Source organism: Actinomadura madurae (genome assembly GCF_047130825.1).
GTDB classification, from domain to species: Bacteria; Actinomycetota; Actinomycetes; order Streptosporangiales; family Streptosporangiaceae; genus Spirillospora; species Spirillospora madurae.
In genome coordinates this window covers 9,602,708-9,618,256 of the sequence record NZ_CP083237.1, presented here as the reverse complement: position 1 = coordinate 9,618,256, position 15,549 = coordinate 9,602,708, and the positions used below count along the sequence as shown (strand labels likewise).

Here is a 15,549-nt window from a genome sequence, read left to right as displayed (position 1 = left end):
GGCGCCCGTGTTCAGGTGGGCGAGACCGGACGATCAAAGGGGATGTCATGGCCGAGGTCAGGGTGGAGCGCACCGAGGACGGCTTCCGGGCCGTCAACGGGCGGGGCGCGAGCGTCGCCATCGGCGACGGGGACGCCGAGGGCGTCTTCACGCCCGTCGAGCTGCTGCTGGCGGCGCTCGGCGGCTGCGAGCTGGTCACCGTCGAGCCGCTGACGGCCAAGCGCGGGCACCGGATGGCGCGGCTCGCCGCGACCGTCCAGGCCGACAAGATCGCGACGAGCACGCTCGGCACGATCACCGTCACCTATGACGTCGAGCTCCCCGAGGGGGACGCCGAGGCCGGGGACGTCCTGAAGGCCGTGGCCGGGCGGGTCCACGACAAGTACTGCACGGTCGGCAGCGCGCTGCGGGAGCCGATGAAGGTCGAGCAGGTCGTCTAGCCGCAGGTCGTGCCGGACGGGGGCACGCTTCCGCGCAGGAGGTAGGCCTCGACGGCCCGGCGGACGCAGCGGTCGCCGGTGGCGTAGGCGCCGTGGCCCTCCCCGCGGAGGGTGAGGAGCGTGGCGGCCCCGCCCAGCCTCCTCGTCAGCTCGGACGCCCACGCGTACGGGGTGGCGGGGTCCCCGGTGTTGCCGACGACGAGAATCGGGGCGGCGGACGGCGCGGACACCTCGCGCGCGTCGTCGTCGCCCTCCACCGGCCAGCCGGTGCACTGCGTCAGCTGCCAGGCCATGGCCGGCCCGAAGATCGGCGAGGCGGCGCGGAACCTCGGCAGCAGCTCCCGCACGTCGTCCGCGGTGTAGCGGTCCGCGCCGTCCGCGCAGGTGATGGCGGTGTTGGCGGCGGAGAAGTTGCTGTAGACGCCGTTCCCGCGCCGCCCGTTCTGCAGGTCGGCGAGCAACAGCAGCAGGGAGCCGTCGCGGCGCTTCACGGCGTCGGACAGGCCCTGCGCGAGGTACGGCCAGGCCTTCCGGGAGTACAGGCCGGCGGCGACCCCGGTCGTGCCGAGGCTCTGGGTGAGCCTGCGGCCGGACGACGTGCGGAGCGGTCTGCGGTCGAGGCCGGCCAGGATCCGGCCGATCGACGCGACGGCGGACGGCCCGTCCTTCCCCAGCGGGCACAGGACCCGCCCCAGGCGGGCGCACGCCGCCGCGAACTCGCCGAGGGCCTGCTGGAACCCGGCGGCCTGGCCGAGCGCGAGCGCGGCGGGGTCGTTGCCGGTGTCGACGGCGCCGTCCAGCACGGCCCGTCCCACCCGGGCGGGGAACCGGTGCGCGTAGCCGCCGCCGAGCCAGGTGCCGTAGGAGACGCCGAAGTAGTGCAGCCTCCGCTCGCCGAGCGCGGCGCGGATCAGGTCGAGATCGCGGACGGCGTCCAAGGTGCCGACGTGCGGGAGCAGCCGCCCCGACCGCGCCTCGCACGCCCGCGCGTACGCGGCGCGGCGGGCCATGTACGCCTTCTCTTCGGCGGCGGTGTCGGGGCTGTCGTCCGCGGCGGCGAGCCCGTCCATCCGCCGGTCGTCCACGCAGGTCACGGGGGTGCTGCGGCCGACGCCGCGGGGGTCGAACCCGATCAGGTCGTAGCGGGTGCGCAGAGCCGCGTAGTCGCCCGCGGTCTGCGCGAGCGTGTCGACGCCGTCGCCGCCGGGCCCGCCGAAGTTGAACACCAGCGAGCCGATGCGGTGGCGCCGGTCGGTCGCGGGCAGCTTGATCAGGGCGAGGCCGATCCGCCGGCCGGACGGGTCGGCGTGGTCCAGCGGAACCTGGAGCGTCGCGCAGCGGAACCCGCTGCGCGGGGTCCCGCTCCCGTGCACCGCGGGCGGCAGCCCGGTGCAGCGCTTCCATTGGAGCGGCGGGACGGCCGGGGACGGGGCGCCGAGGGCCCCGCGGTGCTCGGCGGTCACCGTCCGGGGGACGCGCGTCCCTCCCGCGAGGGACAGGGAGATCAGTCCGAAAACGGCCAGTGACCCAGCCATGAGCGGCATTACGCCCGGTATACCCGGATACCTGGCCATTCGTCCCCCCGGTCGACTCGCGGGGGGCGCCCTGGACCTACCCAGGGCCTCCTATGCTGACTCCTGATCAACTCCATAGGCTCCGCGCTGCGGGGTAGGTGACCGGGGTCCACCCACCGTCCCCGGGCCCCTCCCCCGAAAGTCCGGATACCGCATCAGGGTCGTACTACTCAAGTCTGAGATGAAGACCATTCGCCGCGGTGATCTCATTCAGGGGGCCCTGAGGCAAAGATAGGTAGCATGGCTCAACCCGCCCCCCCAACGGCCCGCAGAGGCGAGGCCGGCGCCACGACACTACGGCGCCGCGTCCTCACCGCGCCCCCGGTCTGGCGTGAGCTGCTCCTGGTCGTCCTCTTCTACACCGGCTATACGCTCACCCGCATCGTCCTGGTTCAGGACGGCACCGGGCCCGCGTTCGCGCACGCCGACGAGATCCTGCGCGTGGAGCGCTACCTGGGGCTGGACGTTGAGCTGCACCTCAACCAGACGCTGCTGTCGGTGCCGTGGCTGGCGCGCACCGCCAACGTCTTCTACGCCACGATGCACTTCATCGTGACCCTCGGCATCGTCGTCTGGCTGTACCGCTACCGGCCCCAGCACTACCGGTGGCTGCGCGCCTCCATCATGATCGCCACGGCGGTGGCGCTGATCGGCTTCTGGCTGTACCCGCTGGCGCCCCCGCGGTTCCTGCACAGCGAGGGCTTCGTCGACCCGGTGACCGCGCTGCACTCGCTCGGCCTGTACGCCAGCGACGCGTCCGGCAGCCTGACCAACCAGTACGCGGCCATGCCGTCCATGCACGCCGGATGGTCGCTGTGGTGCGGGGTGATCCTGGTCAGGCTGGCGACGCAGAAGTGGGCCAAGATCCTCGGTGTGCTCTACCCCGCGACGACCGTGTACGTGATCCTGTCCACCGCCAACCACTACGTGCTGGACGCGGTGGCCGGGATGGCGCTGATCAGCGGGGCGCTCTGGGTGTCCTACGTCCTCTACACGCGGTGTCCCGCCTCGCTCCTCGTCGCGCGGGCCCGCGTCCGGCACCGCCTCGCCCAGCGCCCGGGACGCGGCACGGGCCGCTCCGGCGCCGGCTCCGCCGCCGCGGGCGGCGCCGGCCGCTCCTGACCCGCCTACGACTCCGGGAGTAGCCGGGTCATCCTCCGGGATCAGTCCGCCCCGTAGAACACGCGGTCGACCACGGCGCGGGCCCGGCGGGCGTGGCGGCGGTAGTCCTCCAGAAGGTCACCGGTCCCCGGATAGCCGAGGACGCGGGTGACGGCGCTGCGCTCCCGGTGGTGGTCGGTGGGCAGCAGGTCGGACGCGCGGCCCCGCACCAGCATGATCGACCCCCGGATGCGGGTCGCCAGGCACCACGCGTCCTCCAGCACGGCGGCGTCGCCGGCGTCCAGGAACCCGGCCCCGACGGCGGCGTCCAGCGCGTCCAGGGTCCGGGTGGTGCGCAGCCCCGGGACGTCGTGCGCGTGCCGGAGCTGGAGGAGCTGCGCGACCCACTCCACGTCCGCGAGGCCGCCGGGGCCGAGCTTGATGTGCAGCCGCCGCTCGACGCCGCGCGGGAGCCGCTCGGACTCCATCCGCGCCTTCAGCCGCCGGATCTGCCGGACGGCGTCGTCGTCGATGCCGTCCTCCGGCCACCGGACGGGGTCGATCAGCGCGCGGAACCGGTCCCGCAGGCCCTCGTCGCCGATCAGCGGGTCGGCGCGCAGCAGCGCCTGCGCCTCCCAGGGCTCCGACCAGCGGGCGTAGTAGGCGGCATAGGACGCGAGGGTGCGCACCAGCGGCCCCTGCCGCCCCTCCGGCCGCAGGTTCGGGTCGATCTCCAGCGGCGGGTCGGGGGCGGGCAGCGCCAGGAGGCGGCGCAGCTCCTCGGCGACGGCGTGCGCGGCCCGCCCGGCGGCCCGCTCGTCCGCGTCCGGCAGCGGGTCGTGCACGAACATCACGTCGGCGTCGCTGCCGTAGCCGAGCTCGTGCCCGCCGAACCGGCCCATCGCGACGACGGCCATCCGGGTCGGCAGCGGCTCCCGCGACTCCAGCTCGATCTTCTTGACGGCGGCCCGCAGCGCCGCCTCCACGGTGACGGCGGCGATGCCGGTGAGGGCCTCGCCCACCGTCCGGACGTCCACCAGGCCGAGCAGGTCGGCGACCGCCACGCGGAACAGCTCGCGGCGCCGCAGGCCCCGCACCACCGCGGTCGCCTCCTCGGCGGGGGCGGCCGCGGCCGCCCGCTCCCCCGCGGGCGCCGCGGTGAAGTCCCAGTGCCGGCGGACGGCGGCGAGGGCCTCCGAGCGCAGCGCGCGGGCCGGGCGCGGGGCCAGGTCGGCGTCGCTGCCGAGCATCCCGACCGCCTCCGGCGCCCGCAGCAGCAGGTCGGTGGCGTAGCGGCTGGAGCCGAGCACCCACGCCATCCGCTCGGCGACGGCGACCTCGTCCCGCAGCAGCCGCAGGTACCAGGGCGTGGTGCCGAGCGCGTCGCTGACCTGCCGGAACCCGAGCAGGCCCGCGTCGGGGTCCGGCGCGTCGGCGAACCAGCCGAGCATGACCGGCAGCAGCGTCCGCTGGATCGCGGCGCGCCGCGACACCCCCGAGGTCAGCGCCTCGATGTGCCGGAGCGCGCCCGCCGGGTCGCCGTAGCCGAGGGCCTCCAGCCGGGTCCGGGCGGCCTCCGGGGTGAGCCGCGACTCCTCCCCGGGCAGCCGGGCGACGGCCCGCAGCAGCGGCCGGTAGAACAGCTTCTCGTGGATGCGGCGGACCTCGCGGGCGTGCCGCCGCCACAGCGCGGTGAACTCCCCCACCGGGTCGGTGCGCAGGCCGAGGGCGCGGCCGAGGCGGCGCAGGCCCGCCTCGTCATCGGGGACGAGATGGGTGCGGCGCAGCCGGTGCAGCTGGACCAGGTGCTCAACGCGCCGCAGGAACCGGTAGGCCGACGCCAGCACCGCCGCGTCGTCGCGGCCGACATAGCCGCCCTGGGACAGGTCGGCCAGGGCGTCCAGCGTGGTCGGGCTGCGGAGCGTCTCGTCGGCGCGGCCGTGCACGAGCTGGAGCAGCTGCACCGAGAACTCCACGTCGCGCAGCCCGCCGGGGCCGAGCTTGAGCTGGCGCTCGGAGTCGGCGGTGCGCTGGTTCAGGTCGGCCTCGACGCGGCGCCGCATGTGCTGGACGTCCTCGACGAAGTCCTCCCCCTCGGCGGCCTTCCACACGATCGGGGCGATCGTGTCGAGGTAGCGGGCGCCGAGCCCCGGGTCGCCGGCGACCGGGCGGGCCTTCAGCAGCGCCTGGAACTCCCAGGTCTTGGCCCAGCGCTCGTAGTAGGCGCGGTGGCTGGCGAGCGTCCGCACGAGCGGGCCGGACTTGCCCTCGGGCCGCAGCGCCGCGTCCACCTCCCAGAGCGCGCCCTCCTCCGTGGAGGCCGAGCAGGCCCGCATCATCGCCGACGCCAGCCGGGTCGCGACGCGCAGGGCGGCGTCCTCCGGCTCCTCCGCCCGCGCTTCCGCCACGAAGATCACGTCGACGTCGCTGACGTAGTTCAGCTCGCGGCCCCCGCACTTGCCCATGCCGATCACGGCGAGCCGGCACGCCCGGTGCCCGGGGACCTCGGCGCGGGCGATCGCGAGGCCCGCCTCCAGCGCGGCGGAGGCGAGGTCGGCCAGCTCCGCGGCGACCTCGGCGACGTCGGCGACGCCGATCAGGTCGCGTCCCGCGAGCGCGAGGAGGCGCCGGCGGTAGGCGACGCGGAGCGCGAGGAGGGCGTCGGAGGCGGAGGCCACCGGCTCCTCGGCCGACGGGTCGGCGCCCACGGCGGCCAGCAGCTCCTCCCGCGGCGGCCGCGCCGGGCCGGCCGCGCCGTCGCGCAGAACGTTCCAGTGCTCCGGATGCCGGGCCAGATGGTCGCCCAGGGCGGCGCTCACCCCGAGGACGGCGGTGAGCCGCTCCCGCGTCCCCGGCTCGCGGGCGAGCGCGTCCCGCAGCTCCCCGCCCACGCCCCGCTCGCCGGCGCACGCCAGCAGCCGCAGCAGGCCGTCCAGGGCGAGGTCCGGGTCGGCGGTGCCGCCGAGGGCGTCGAGCAGCTCGTCGGACGGCCCGGAGCCGGTGCCGCGCCGCGCCTCCTCCAGGAGCCGCCCGGCCCGCGCGGCGTCGGTGAAGCCGAGCCTCGCCAGGCGGCCGGCGAGGGAGGGACGGCGGTCGGAGGTCCAGGACTCGGTCACAGGGTCAACCGTAATCCGGAGGAGTCGCTCAGAGGACCGCCAGCAGGCGCTTGCGCTCGAACTCGGTCACCTGGCGCCGGTAGTCCTCCCATTCATGGCGCTTGTTGCGCAGGAAGAAGTCGAACACGTGCTCGCCGAGGACGTCCGCCATCAGCTCGCTGCGCTCCATCGCGTGGATCGCCTCGTCCAGGTTCTGCGGCAGCGGCTCGATGCCGAGGGCGCGCCGCTCGGCCACGGTGAGCGCCCAGACGTCGTCCTCGGCGCCCGGCGGCAGCTCGTAGCCCTCCTCGATCCCCTTCAGCCCGGCGCCGAGGATCGCCGCGAACGCCAGGTAGGGGTTCGCGGCCGTGTCCAGCGACCGGAACTCGATGCGGGTCGAGTGGCCCTTGTGCGGCTTGTACATGGGGACGCGGACGAGCGCCGACCGGTTGTTGTGCCCCCAGCAGATGTAGGACGGGGCCTCTCCCCCGGCGCCGGCGGCCGAGCCGACGTTGCCCCACAGCCGCTTGTAGGAGTTGACCCACTGATTGCAGACCGCGGTGATCTCGGCGGAGTGCCGCAGCAGCCCGGCGATGAACGCCCGCCCGACCTTCGACAGCTTGTACTCCGCGCCCGGCTCGTAGAAGGCGTTGCGGTCGCCCTCGAACAGGGACATGTGGGTGTGCATGCCGGAGCCGGGGTGCTCGGTGAACGGCTTCGGCATGAACGAGGCGAACACGCCCTGCTCCAGCGCGACCTCCTTCATCACCAGCCGGAAGGTCATGATGTTGTCGGCGGTGGTGAGCGCGTCGGCGTACCGCAGGTCGATCTCCTGCTGGCCGGGGGCGCCCTCGTGGTGGCTGAACTCCACCGAGATGCCCATCGCCTCCAGCATGGTGATCGCGTTGCGCCGGAAGTCGTGCGCCGCGCTGTGCGGGGTGTGGTCGAAGTACCCGCCCGCGTCGGCCGGCTCGGGCTCGCGGCCGTCCTCCGGCTTGTCGCTGAGCAGGAAGAACTCGATCTCGGGGTGGGTGTAGAAGGTGAAGCCGAGGTCGGCGGCGCGGGCCAGGGCGCGCTTGAGGACGTAGCGGGGGTCGGCGAAGCTCGGCGTGCCGTCCGGCATCAGGATGTCGCAGAACATGCGGCCCACGCCCGGGGACTCCGAGCGCCAGGGCAGCACCTGGAACGTGGACGGGTCCGGCTTGGCGATCATGTCGGCCTCGTACACGCGGGCGAAGCCCTCGATCGCCGACCCGTCGAACCCGATGCCCTCGCCGAAGGCGCCCTCCAGCTCGGCGGGCGCCACGGCCACCGACTTCAGGAACCCGAGCACGTCGGTGAACCACAGCCGGATGAAGCGGATGTCGCGCTCCTCCAGTGTCCGGAGCACGAACTCCTGCTGACGGTCCAATGCCCTCTCCCTCGGTGCTGCCCTCGTCGCGGACGCGGGCCGGGTATGCCGGCCGCGGACGCCGGTCCGGCTACCTTCGCAGTATGCCCGGCCGCTGTTACCGCGACGTTACGCGTCCGGGGCCGGTGCTCGGAACATACCCGACTACTCGGTCTCCCCGACCCGCGCGGCGGCCGGGTCGAGGACGCGGGACAGGAACGTCCTGGTCCGCTCGTGGGAGGGAGCGGCGATCACGCGCGAGGGCGGGCCCTCTTCCACGACCACGCCGCCGTCCATGAACACCACCCGGTCGGCGACCTCCCGCGCGAAGCTCATCTCGTGGGTGACCACGAGCATGGTCATCCCCGCCTCGGCGAGGCCGCGCATGACGCCGAGGACGTCGCCGACCAGCTCCGGGTCCAGCGCGGACGTCGGCTCGTCGAAGAGCATCACCTCCGGCCCCATCGCGAGCGCGCGGGCGATCGCCACGCGCTGCTGCTGGCCGCCGGACAGCTGCGCCGGGTAGGAGCCGATCTTGTCGGCCAGCCCGACCCGCTCCAGGTTCTCCCGCGCGATCCGCTCCGCCTCCGCCCGGCCCCGCCTCAGCACCTTCCGCTGGGCGATCATCACGTTGCCGAGCGCGGTCAGGTGCGGGAAGAGGTTGAACGACTGGAAGACCATGCCGATCCGGCGCCGGACGGCGTCGATGTCCACCTCGGGGTCGGTGACGTCGGCGCCGACCACCCGGATCGTCCCCGCCGACGGCTCCTCCAGCAGGTTGACGCAGCGCAGCAGCGTCGACTTGCCGGACCCGGACGGGCCGATCACGCACACGACCTCGCCCGGCGCGACGTGGAAGTCGATGCCGCGCAGCACCTCGTTCGTCCCGAACGACTTGCGCAGGCCGCTGATCTCCACGGCGTTCCCGCCGGGCGCGTCCTGCCCGCCGGAGGTGTCCTTGCCGAGGCTCGTCATCGCTGCCCCCTGCGCTGCCGCGCCTCCAGCCGCCGGGCCAGCAGGCTCAGCGGGATCGTGATGATCAGATAGCAGATCCCCGCCACGATGATCGGGGTGGTGTTGCCCTGCTCGCCCGCGAGGTCGCGGCCGAACTTGGTGAGCTCCCGCTGTTCGAGGGTGATGCCGAGGAACAGCACGAGCGAGGAGTCCTTGCAGAGCAGCACCAGCTCGTTCGTCAGCGGCGGGATGATGATCCGGAACGCCTGCGGGATGATGATCGACCGCATCGCGCGGGCGTGCGACATGCCGAGCGAGCGCGCCGCCTCCAGCTGCCCCCGGGGGACCGCCTCGATCCCGGCCCGGATCGTCTCGGCCATGTAGGCGGTGGCGGCGAGCCCGAGCGCCAGCCCCGCCTGCCCGGCCGCGCCGCCCGGGATGTTGGTGCCGGGGAAGGCCAGCGGCACGCCGACGCCCACGAAGATGAAGATCAGCAGCAGCGGGAGGCCGCGGAAGATCTCGATGTAGGTGGTGGCGAACCACCGGTACGGCGGGACCGACGACAGCCGCATCAGCGCGATGAGCAGCCCGCCGCCGAGCCCGATGCCGAACCCGACCGCGGTGTAGACGGCGGTGTTGCGCAGGCCGATCGTGATGATGTCCGGGAAGAGGCTCTTGGCGACCTCCCAGTTGGCGAAGTTCAGCCGCAGCGTCCGCCAGTCGGCCAGCACGACGACCAGCACGACGATGGCGGCGAAGAGCCCGTACTGGCCGCCGAGGGAGAGCCGCCGGCGGGTCCGGCGGGACATCCCGCCCGCCGCCCCCGGACCCGGCGGCCCCGCCTTCACGGGCTCGGCGGTCACGAGCCGCCGCCGGCGGTGGACGGCATTGGACCGATCCACTTCTCGTAGATCGCCTTGTAGGTGCCGTCCGCCTTCGCCTGCGCGATCGCCTGGTTGGTGAGCTTGACCAGCTCGGGGTTGTGGTTCTTGCGCATCCACATGCCGTACTGCTCACCGGTGTTCAGGTTGGCGACGATCTCGAATTTCGCGTTCGCCGGGTCCTTCAGCCAGCCCCGGACGACCGGGTCGTCCTGCACGATCACGTCCACCTGGCCGGTGCGCAGCCCGTCCAGCTCGGCGTTGGAGTTGTCGAACGAGCGCGGGTCGAAGCCCTTGCCCTTGACGAAGTCCTCACCGGTGGTGCCGGCCTGCGAGCCGAGCTTGAGCTTCTTGGACTTCACGTCGTCCAGCGACGCGACGCCGCCGCCCTTCTTCGCCATCAGCGCCTGGGTGGCGTCGAAGTAGGGGTCCGAGACGTCCATGAAGCGCTTGCGCTCGTCGGTGATCGTCATCCCGCCCATCTGGATGTCGCACTTGCCGGCGTTCAGCGCCGAGCCCGTCTTCATCGTCTCGAAGGGGGTGTCGACGACCTTCTGGGTGACGCCGAGCTTCTTGGCGACGAGGTCGATGATGTCGACGTCGAAGCCCACCACCTTCCCCGTCTTCTTGTCCTCGGACTGGAACGGCGGGTAGGGCAGGTGGGTGCACGAGGTGAGCGCGCCCTTCTCGATGAGCTTCACGCCCTGCACGGTGGCGCCGTCGTCGCCGCCGCACGCCGACGCGGCCAGCGTGAGGGCCGCGAGCCCCGCACCGAGGGCCGTCCGTCGCGGGGTTCGTCCGGACACGTTTCCTCCTGATTGAGCCGCTTGTCGATCATCGAACTATCCCACGTCCGCTCCCGCGGGGGCAGGGGCCGGCGGCGGGCTCGCCCGTGACCGTCCCCCGATATCCGTTTCCCGAAAATTGACGTGGCGATCATGTTCTGCGCACGGAGTGATCATTAACGTGAGCAGGGTCGTGGACATCTCACCTCTTCTCTCGATGACCGACCGGGTGACCGCGCTGACCAGTCCGTCGGCCATGCACCCGGAGTCGTGGCAGCTGTGCGCGCAGGTGGAGGCCTGGGCGCGCGGCCGGGGCCTGGTGCTCGGCGACCCGGACACCTCACCGCTCGGCCGGGCCCGCTGCGAGCGGCTCGCCGCCCGGGTGTTCCCGAACGCCGACCTCGCGGGCGTGGACCTGTTCGCCCGCTGGCTGACCTGGACGCTCGCGCTGGACGACACGCTGGACCACCCGCCGCTCGCCGACAGCGGCAGCGCCGTGCACGCGCTCTACGACGACCTGCTGCGCGCGATGCGCCGCGGCCACGCCCGGCCCGGCGCCCGGCCGCTGGAGGCCGCGCTGGTGGAGCTGTGGCACACCACGTCCAAGGACATGAGCCGCGACTGGCGCCGGCGCTTCATGCTGCACCTGGAGGCGCACCGGGACGGCTGCGCGGAGGAGTCGGTCAACCGGCGGATCGGGCACGTCCCGGACGAGGCCGAGTACGCGCCGCTGCGCCGCCGGGCGTGCGGGCCGTTCCTGTACGACCTGGTGGAGCCCGTCCTCGGCGTCGAGCTGCCGTCGCGGCTGCTGCGCACGCCCCGGTGGAAGACCCTCTCCGACAGCGTCGCCGACGCCGTGGCCTGGTCCAACGACCTCGCCTCGCACGACCTGGAGTCGGCGCGCGGCGACGTCCACGGCCTGCCCGCCGTCCTCGCGCGGGCGCACGGCCTGTCCCCCGAGCAGGCGGCGGCCGCGGTCGCGGGCCGCGTCGCCGACCGGCTGGAGGAGGCGTGGACGGCGGCCCGCCGGCTGCCGGAGATGCTGGACCGGCTGGAGATGACCGTCGCGCAGCGCGCCGCCGCCGCGCAGGTCGTCAAAGTGCTGCTGGACACGCCGCGCGCGCACATGGACTGGCTCGCCGAGTCGGGCCGCTACCTCCCGGACGCCGCGCCCGCGCCGCCGCGCCTGGACGCCCTCGCCTCGCTGCGCTGAGCCCCGGCGAGCGCGTCCCCGGCCGGCGTGCGGACGTAGAGGACGCGGCGGCCGAGGCGGTGCCCGGAGACGAGGCCGCAGGCGCGCAGCACCCCGAGGTGCTGGCTGACCGCCCCGGCGGTGACGCCCGCCCGCCGGGCGAGGTCGGTGGTCGAGGCGGGCGTGGCCAGCGCGGTGAGCAGCTCGGCGCGGCGGCGCCCGATCAGCGCGGCGAGCGCGTCCGCCCGGTCGTCGCCCGGCGGCCCGGTCTCCCACAGCGTCGCCACGCCGCGCGGAGGATAGCTGAGCATGGGCTGGTAGGGCGGCACCATCACCGACACGTGCGGCCACACGAAGGCGCTCGGGACGAGCAGGATCCCCCGTCCGGCCAGCTCGCCGCGGAAGCGCCAGCGGCGGTCGACGGTGAGGGTCCCGGCACGCCAGGAGACCCCCTCGTGCAGGTCGCCGAAGACCCCGGCGGCGCCCTCGGCGGCGAGCGCGCCGGCGCGGCGCAGGACGTCCCCCTCCAGCAGGTCGCGGATCCGCGGCCAGAACGGCTCGACGGCGACCTCCCAGTACCGTTCGAGCAGGCCGGCGAGCCGCTCCAGGGTGCGCCGCGGGTCGGCGGCCATCGCGAGGCGGGCCGCGCCCGCGCGGCTCCCGGGCTCGGTCCAGCTCAGCTCGGCGGCGACGACCTCCGGCGGGGTGGCGCGGACGGTCTCCAGCTCGGCGCCGATGTCGGGCAGCGGCGTGCGCGGCGGCGGGGTGAGGAAGTCCGGGATGTACCCGGCGGGCTGGACGACCTCGCGCAGCGGGCCCATGCCGAGCCCGCGCAGCCGCGGCCGGACGGTGCGCACCCACGGGAGGTGCAGCGCGTGGCCCGACGGATCGGCGAGGACCCGCAGGCTGCGCACCATCTCCCACAGCGGCGAGTACGCGAACCGGACCCGGGCGACGTCGTCCGGCGCGAGGACGAACTCGATCATTTAGCCCAGGCTAAATGATTATCTCCGCGTGCGCGGAGCCCTCACCATCGTGCGAGTGACCACTCTGGAAGACGCTCCTGTCGACCCTGCTCCGGGACGGTTCGCGGCGTTCCTGCGTCCCAAGGTCGGCGGCCTGCCCCGGACGTTCTGGGTCCTGTGGGCGGGAACGCTGCTCAACCGGCTCGGGACGATGGTCGAGCCCTTCCTCGGCCTCTACCTGACGACGACGCGCGGGCTGTCGCTGACCCAGGCGGGCATGGTGATGGCCGTCCTCGGCGCCGGGTCCCTCGGCGGCCAGCTCGCGGGCGGCGCGCTCGCCGACCGGATCGGCCGCCGCGTCACGCTGACGCTGGCGACCGTCGGCACCGGCGCGGCCATGCTCGCGCTCGGCTACGCCGAGGGCCTCGCCGCGATCGTCGCGGCGGCGCTGCTGCTCGGCCTGCTGCTGGACATGTACCGGCCCGCGTCGCAGGCGATGGTGGCCGACGTCATCTCCCCGCGGGACCGCCCGCGGGCGTTCGGGCTGCTGTTCTGGGCGGTCAACCTGGGCTGGGCGGTCGCCATGGTGCTCGGCGGGACGCTCGCGCGCCAAGGGTTCCTCTGGCTGTTCTGGATCGACGCCGTGACCTGCGCCGCCTTCGGGCTGCTGGTGTGGCGCGCCGTCCCCGAGACCCGGGCGCGGGGCGCCCGCGCGGAGCGGGCCGGCGGGTTCGGACGCGTGCTGCGCGACCGGGTGATGGTGGCGTACGTGCTGATCACGCTCGTCTACACCTTCGTGCTCATGCAGGGCATGACGACGATGCCGCTCGCCATGAAGGAGGCGGGGCTCGGCCCGCAGGACTACGGCCTCGCGATCGCCGCGAACGGGGTGCTGATCATCATCGTCCAGCCGCTGGTGAACGCGTGGCTGGCGCGGCGCGACCACAGCCTGGTGATGGTGGCGGGGTTCGTCCTGGTCGCGCTCGGCTACGGCCTGACGGCGCTCGCCGCGTCCCTGGCCGCCTACACCGCGACGATCCTGGTGTGGACGCTCGGGGAGATCACGGCCGCGTCCGTCCTGCAGGCCGTCGTCGCCGACCTGGCCCCCGCCGGCCTGCGCGGCCGGTACAGCGGCCTGTACGGGATGGCGTGGTCGGGCGGGTTCCTGCTGGCGCCGCTCGGCGGCACCCAGCTGCTCGGCGCCGGCGGCGCTCCCGCGCTGTGGCTGACCTGCGCGGGGCTGGCCCTGGGCGCCGCCGCGGCGCAGCTCGCGCTCGCCCCCGCGCTCAGGCGGCGGCGGACCGTGGCGCTCGACACACCCTTCTCGTCAGAGTGACGAAACCGGACCCGACGATTTACCCTGGGACGGTGGCACAGCTCAGGATCGCGCTCGCGCAGGTGAACTCGACCGTCGGCGACCTCGACGGGAACGCCGACCAGGTCGTCGCATGGACCAGGCGGGCCGCCGACGCCGGCGCGCACCTGGTCGCCTTCCCGGAGATGGCGCTGACCGGCTACCCGGTGGAGGACCTCGCGCTGCGCACGTCCTTCGTCGAGGCGTCCCGGCGGGCGCTGGAACGGCTCGCCCGCCGCCTCGCCGGCGAGGGCCTCGGCGACCTGCCGGTCGTCACCGGGTACCTCGACCGGCGGACGGTCGGCCGCACCGCGCGGGCCGCCCGCTCGGGGCAGCCCGCCGGGGCGCCGCTGGACGGCGCCGCGTGGCTGCACGGAGGGGAGGTCCTGGTCCGCTCGGCCAAGCACCACCTCCCCAACTACGGGGTGTTCGACGAGTACCGCATCTTCGTGCGCGGCGACCGGCTGCCCGTCGTCCGCGTCCACGGCGTCGACGTGGCCACCGTCATCTGCGAGGACCTCTGGCAGGACGGCGGCCCGGTCAGCGTCACCCACGCGTCCGGCGCGGGCCTGCTGCTCTCCATCAACGCCTCCCCCTACGAGCGCGACAAGGACGACGTCCGCCTCGACCTGTGCGCCGAACGCGCCCGCGAGGCCGGCTGCGCGCTCGCCTACGTCAACATGGTCGGCGGCCAGGACGAACTCGTCTTCGACGGCGACTCGGTCATCGTCGGCCCCGACGGGACCCCGCTCGCCCGCGCGCCCCAGTTCACCGAGCACCTCCTCGTCGCCGACCTCACGCTCCCCGCCGCCGACCCGTCGCGCGAACCCGGCAGCACGCCGGTCGACGCCCTGGACGGCACCACGATCACCATCGACCGGCACGTCCTGTCGCCGGACCCGCTGCCCGCCTACCCGGCCCTCCCGCCGGCCGCCGCCGAGCCCCTGGACGACCTGGCCGAGGTCTACGCGGCGCTGGTCCTCGGCACTCGCGACTACGTCCGCAAGAACGGCTTCCGCTCGGTCGTCCTCGGCCTGTCGGGCGGCATCGACTCCGCCCTGGTCGCCACCATCGCCTCGGACGCGATCGGCCCGGAGAACGTCCACGCCGTCCTGCTGCCGAGCCGCTACTCCTCCGAGGGCTCCGTCGTGGACGCCGAGGAGCTCGTCAAGCGGCAGGGGATCAACTCCCGCATCGTCCCCATCGCCGACATGGTGGAGGCGTTCGAGAAGCACCTGGACCTGCACGGCCTCGCCGAGGAGAACCTCCAGGCCCGCATCCGCGCCAACGTGTGGATGGGCCTGTCCAACGAGCACGGCCACCTGGTCCTCACCGGCGGCAACAAGAGCGAGCTGGCGACCGGCTACTCCACCCTCTACGGCGACTCCGCGGGCGGCTTCGGCCCCATCAAGGACGTCTTCAAGCTCACCGTCTGGGAGCTCGCCCGCTGGCGCAACGCCCAGGCGGGCCGCGAGCCGGCCCTGCTGCACCGGTTCGCGCAGGAGCCCATCCCGGAGGCGATCATCGAGAAGGAGCCGTCCGCCGAGCTGCGCCCCGGCCAGCGCGACCGCGACTCCCTCCCCGAGTACGCCGAGCTCGACCCGGTGCTCACCGACTACGTCGAGGGCGACATGGGCCGCGACGCCCTGGTCGCCGCCGGCCACGACCCGGCCCTCGTCGAGCGCGTCATCCGCCTGGTCGACATCGCCGAGTACAAGCGCCGCCAGTACCCGCCCGGCCCGAAGATCACCCCGAAGAACTTCGGCCGCGACCGCCGCCTCCCCATCACCAACGGCTGGCGCGAGAGGTAACGCCCGG

General features: G+C 74.0%; 12 protein-coding genes. 5 read left to right on the top strand and 7 right to left on the bottom strand.

Annotated features, from left to right (window positions below; genetic code table 11):
• Positions 1-47 precede the first annotated feature (47 nt).
• Positions 48-440, top strand: a complete 393-nt coding sequence (locus K8Z49_RS45075) for an OsmC family protein (protein WP_021596571.1) — start codon at positions 48-50, stop codon at positions 438-440.
• Here the strand turns inward: K8Z49_RS45075 and K8Z49_RS45070 are convergent.
• Positions 437-1,975 (bottom strand): alpha/beta hydrolase, encoded by a 1,539-nt coding sequence (locus K8Z49_RS45070; protein ID WP_412516992.1) that lies wholly within the window; start codon positions 1,973-1,975, stop codon positions 437-439. The two genes, K8Z49_RS45075 and K8Z49_RS45070, sit on opposite strands and share 4 nt — an antisense overlap.
• 279 nt (positions 1,976-2,254) lie before the next feature.
• Here K8Z49_RS45070 and K8Z49_RS45065 point away from each other — a divergent pair, with 279 nt between their 5' ends.
• A complete protein-coding gene (locus tag K8Z49_RS45065; RefSeq protein WP_083597201.1) occupies positions 2,255-3,136 on the top strand; it encodes a phosphatase PAP2 family protein in 882 nt (293 codons plus the stop codon).
• 41 nt (positions 3,137-3,177) lie between these two features.
• On the opposite strand, the gene K8Z49_RS45060 is transcribed toward K8Z49_RS45065, so the two are convergent.
• From K8Z49_RS45060 to K8Z49_RS45040, 5 genes are all read right to left on the bottom strand, one after another.
• Complete coding sequence (locus tag K8Z49_RS45060) at positions 3,178-6,231, bottom strand: bifunctional [glutamine synthetase] adenylyltransferase/[glutamine synthetase]-adenylyl-L-tyrosine phosphorylase (RefSeq protein ID WP_412516991.1); 3,054 nt, start codon at positions 6,229-6,231, stop codon at positions 3,178-3,180.
• 28 nt (positions 6,232-6,259) lie between these two features.
• On the bottom strand, positions 6,260-7,621 hold the full coding sequence (locus K8Z49_RS45055; RefSeq protein ID WP_021599040.1) for a glutamine synthetase family protein: 1,362 nt from the start codon (positions 7,619-7,621) through the stop codon (positions 6,260-6,262).
• Positions 7,622-7,765: 144 nt separating this feature from the next.
• On the bottom strand, positions 7,766-8,575 hold the full coding sequence (locus K8Z49_RS45050) for an amino acid ABC transporter ATP-binding protein (RefSeq protein WP_021599041.1): 810 nt from the start codon (positions 8,573-8,575) through the stop codon (positions 7,766-7,768).
• Entirely contained in the window at positions 8,572-9,456 is an 885-nt protein-coding gene (locus tag K8Z49_RS45045) for an amino acid ABC transporter permease (protein ID WP_244938839.1), read from the bottom strand. Before K8Z49_RS45045 ends, K8Z49_RS45050 begins: the two co-directional genes overlap by 4 nt.
• Positions 9,414-10,241: a transporter substrate-binding domain-containing protein gene (locus K8Z49_RS45040; RefSeq protein WP_412516990.1), complete on the bottom strand. Its 828-nt coding sequence runs from the start codon at positions 10,239-10,241 to the stop codon at positions 9,414-9,416. The genes K8Z49_RS45045 and K8Z49_RS45040 overlap by 43 nt, the downstream gene beginning before the upstream one ends.
• A gap of 160 nt (positions 10,242-10,401) precedes the next feature.
• Here K8Z49_RS45040 and K8Z49_RS45035 point away from each other — a divergent pair, with 160 nt between their 5' ends.
• The gene (locus K8Z49_RS45035) at positions 10,402-11,433 is read left to right on the top strand and encodes a terpene synthase family protein (RefSeq protein WP_161791048.1); all 1,032 of its coding nucleotides are present in this window, start codon (positions 10,402-10,404) and stop codon (positions 11,431-11,433) included.
• On the opposite strand, the gene K8Z49_RS45030 is transcribed toward K8Z49_RS45035, so the two are convergent.
• On the bottom strand, positions 11,373-12,398 hold the full coding sequence (locus K8Z49_RS45030; RefSeq protein ID WP_075019798.1) for an ArsR/SmtB family transcription factor: 1,026 nt from the start codon (positions 12,396-12,398) through the stop codon (positions 11,373-11,375). The genes K8Z49_RS45035 and K8Z49_RS45030 overlap by 61 nt on opposite strands.
• A gap of 55 nt (positions 12,399-12,453) precedes the next feature.
• Here K8Z49_RS45030 and K8Z49_RS45025 point away from each other — a divergent pair, with 55 nt between their 5' ends.
• Complete coding sequence (locus tag K8Z49_RS45025; RefSeq protein WP_021600402.1) at positions 12,454-13,713, top strand: MFS transporter; 1,260 nt, start codon at positions 12,454-12,456, stop codon at positions 13,711-13,713.
• A 32-nt stretch (positions 13,714-13,745) separates the two neighbouring features.
• Positions 13,746-15,542 (top strand): NAD+ synthase, encoded by a 1,797-nt coding sequence (locus tag K8Z49_RS45020; protein WP_024936105.1) that lies wholly within the window; start codon positions 13,746-13,748, stop codon positions 15,540-15,542.
• Positions 15,543-15,549: the final 7 nt, after the last annotated feature.

What these genes read in the sequence shown, in the direction of transcription:
- K8Z49_RS45075 (WP_021596571.1), top strand. Translation starts at nt 48, where the DNA reads ATGGCCGAGGTCAGGGTGGAGCGCACCGAGGACGGCTTCCGGGCCGTC.
- K8Z49_RS45070 (WP_412516992.1), bottom strand. Translation starts at nt 1,975, where the DNA reads ATGGCTGGGTCACTGGCCGTTTTCGGACTGATCTCCCTGTCCCTCGCG.
- K8Z49_RS45065 (WP_083597201.1), top strand. Translation starts at nt 2,255, where the DNA reads ATGGCTCAACCCGCCCCCCCAACGGCCCGCAGAGGCGAGGCCGGCGCC.
- K8Z49_RS45050 (WP_021599041.1), bottom strand. Translation starts at nt 8,575, where the DNA reads ATGACGAGCCTCGGCAAGGACACCTCCGGCGGGCAGGACGCGCCCGGC.
- K8Z49_RS45030 (WP_075019798.1), bottom strand. Translation starts at nt 12,398, where the DNA reads ATGATCGAGTTCGTCCTCGCGCCGGACGACGTCGCCCGGGTCCGGTTC.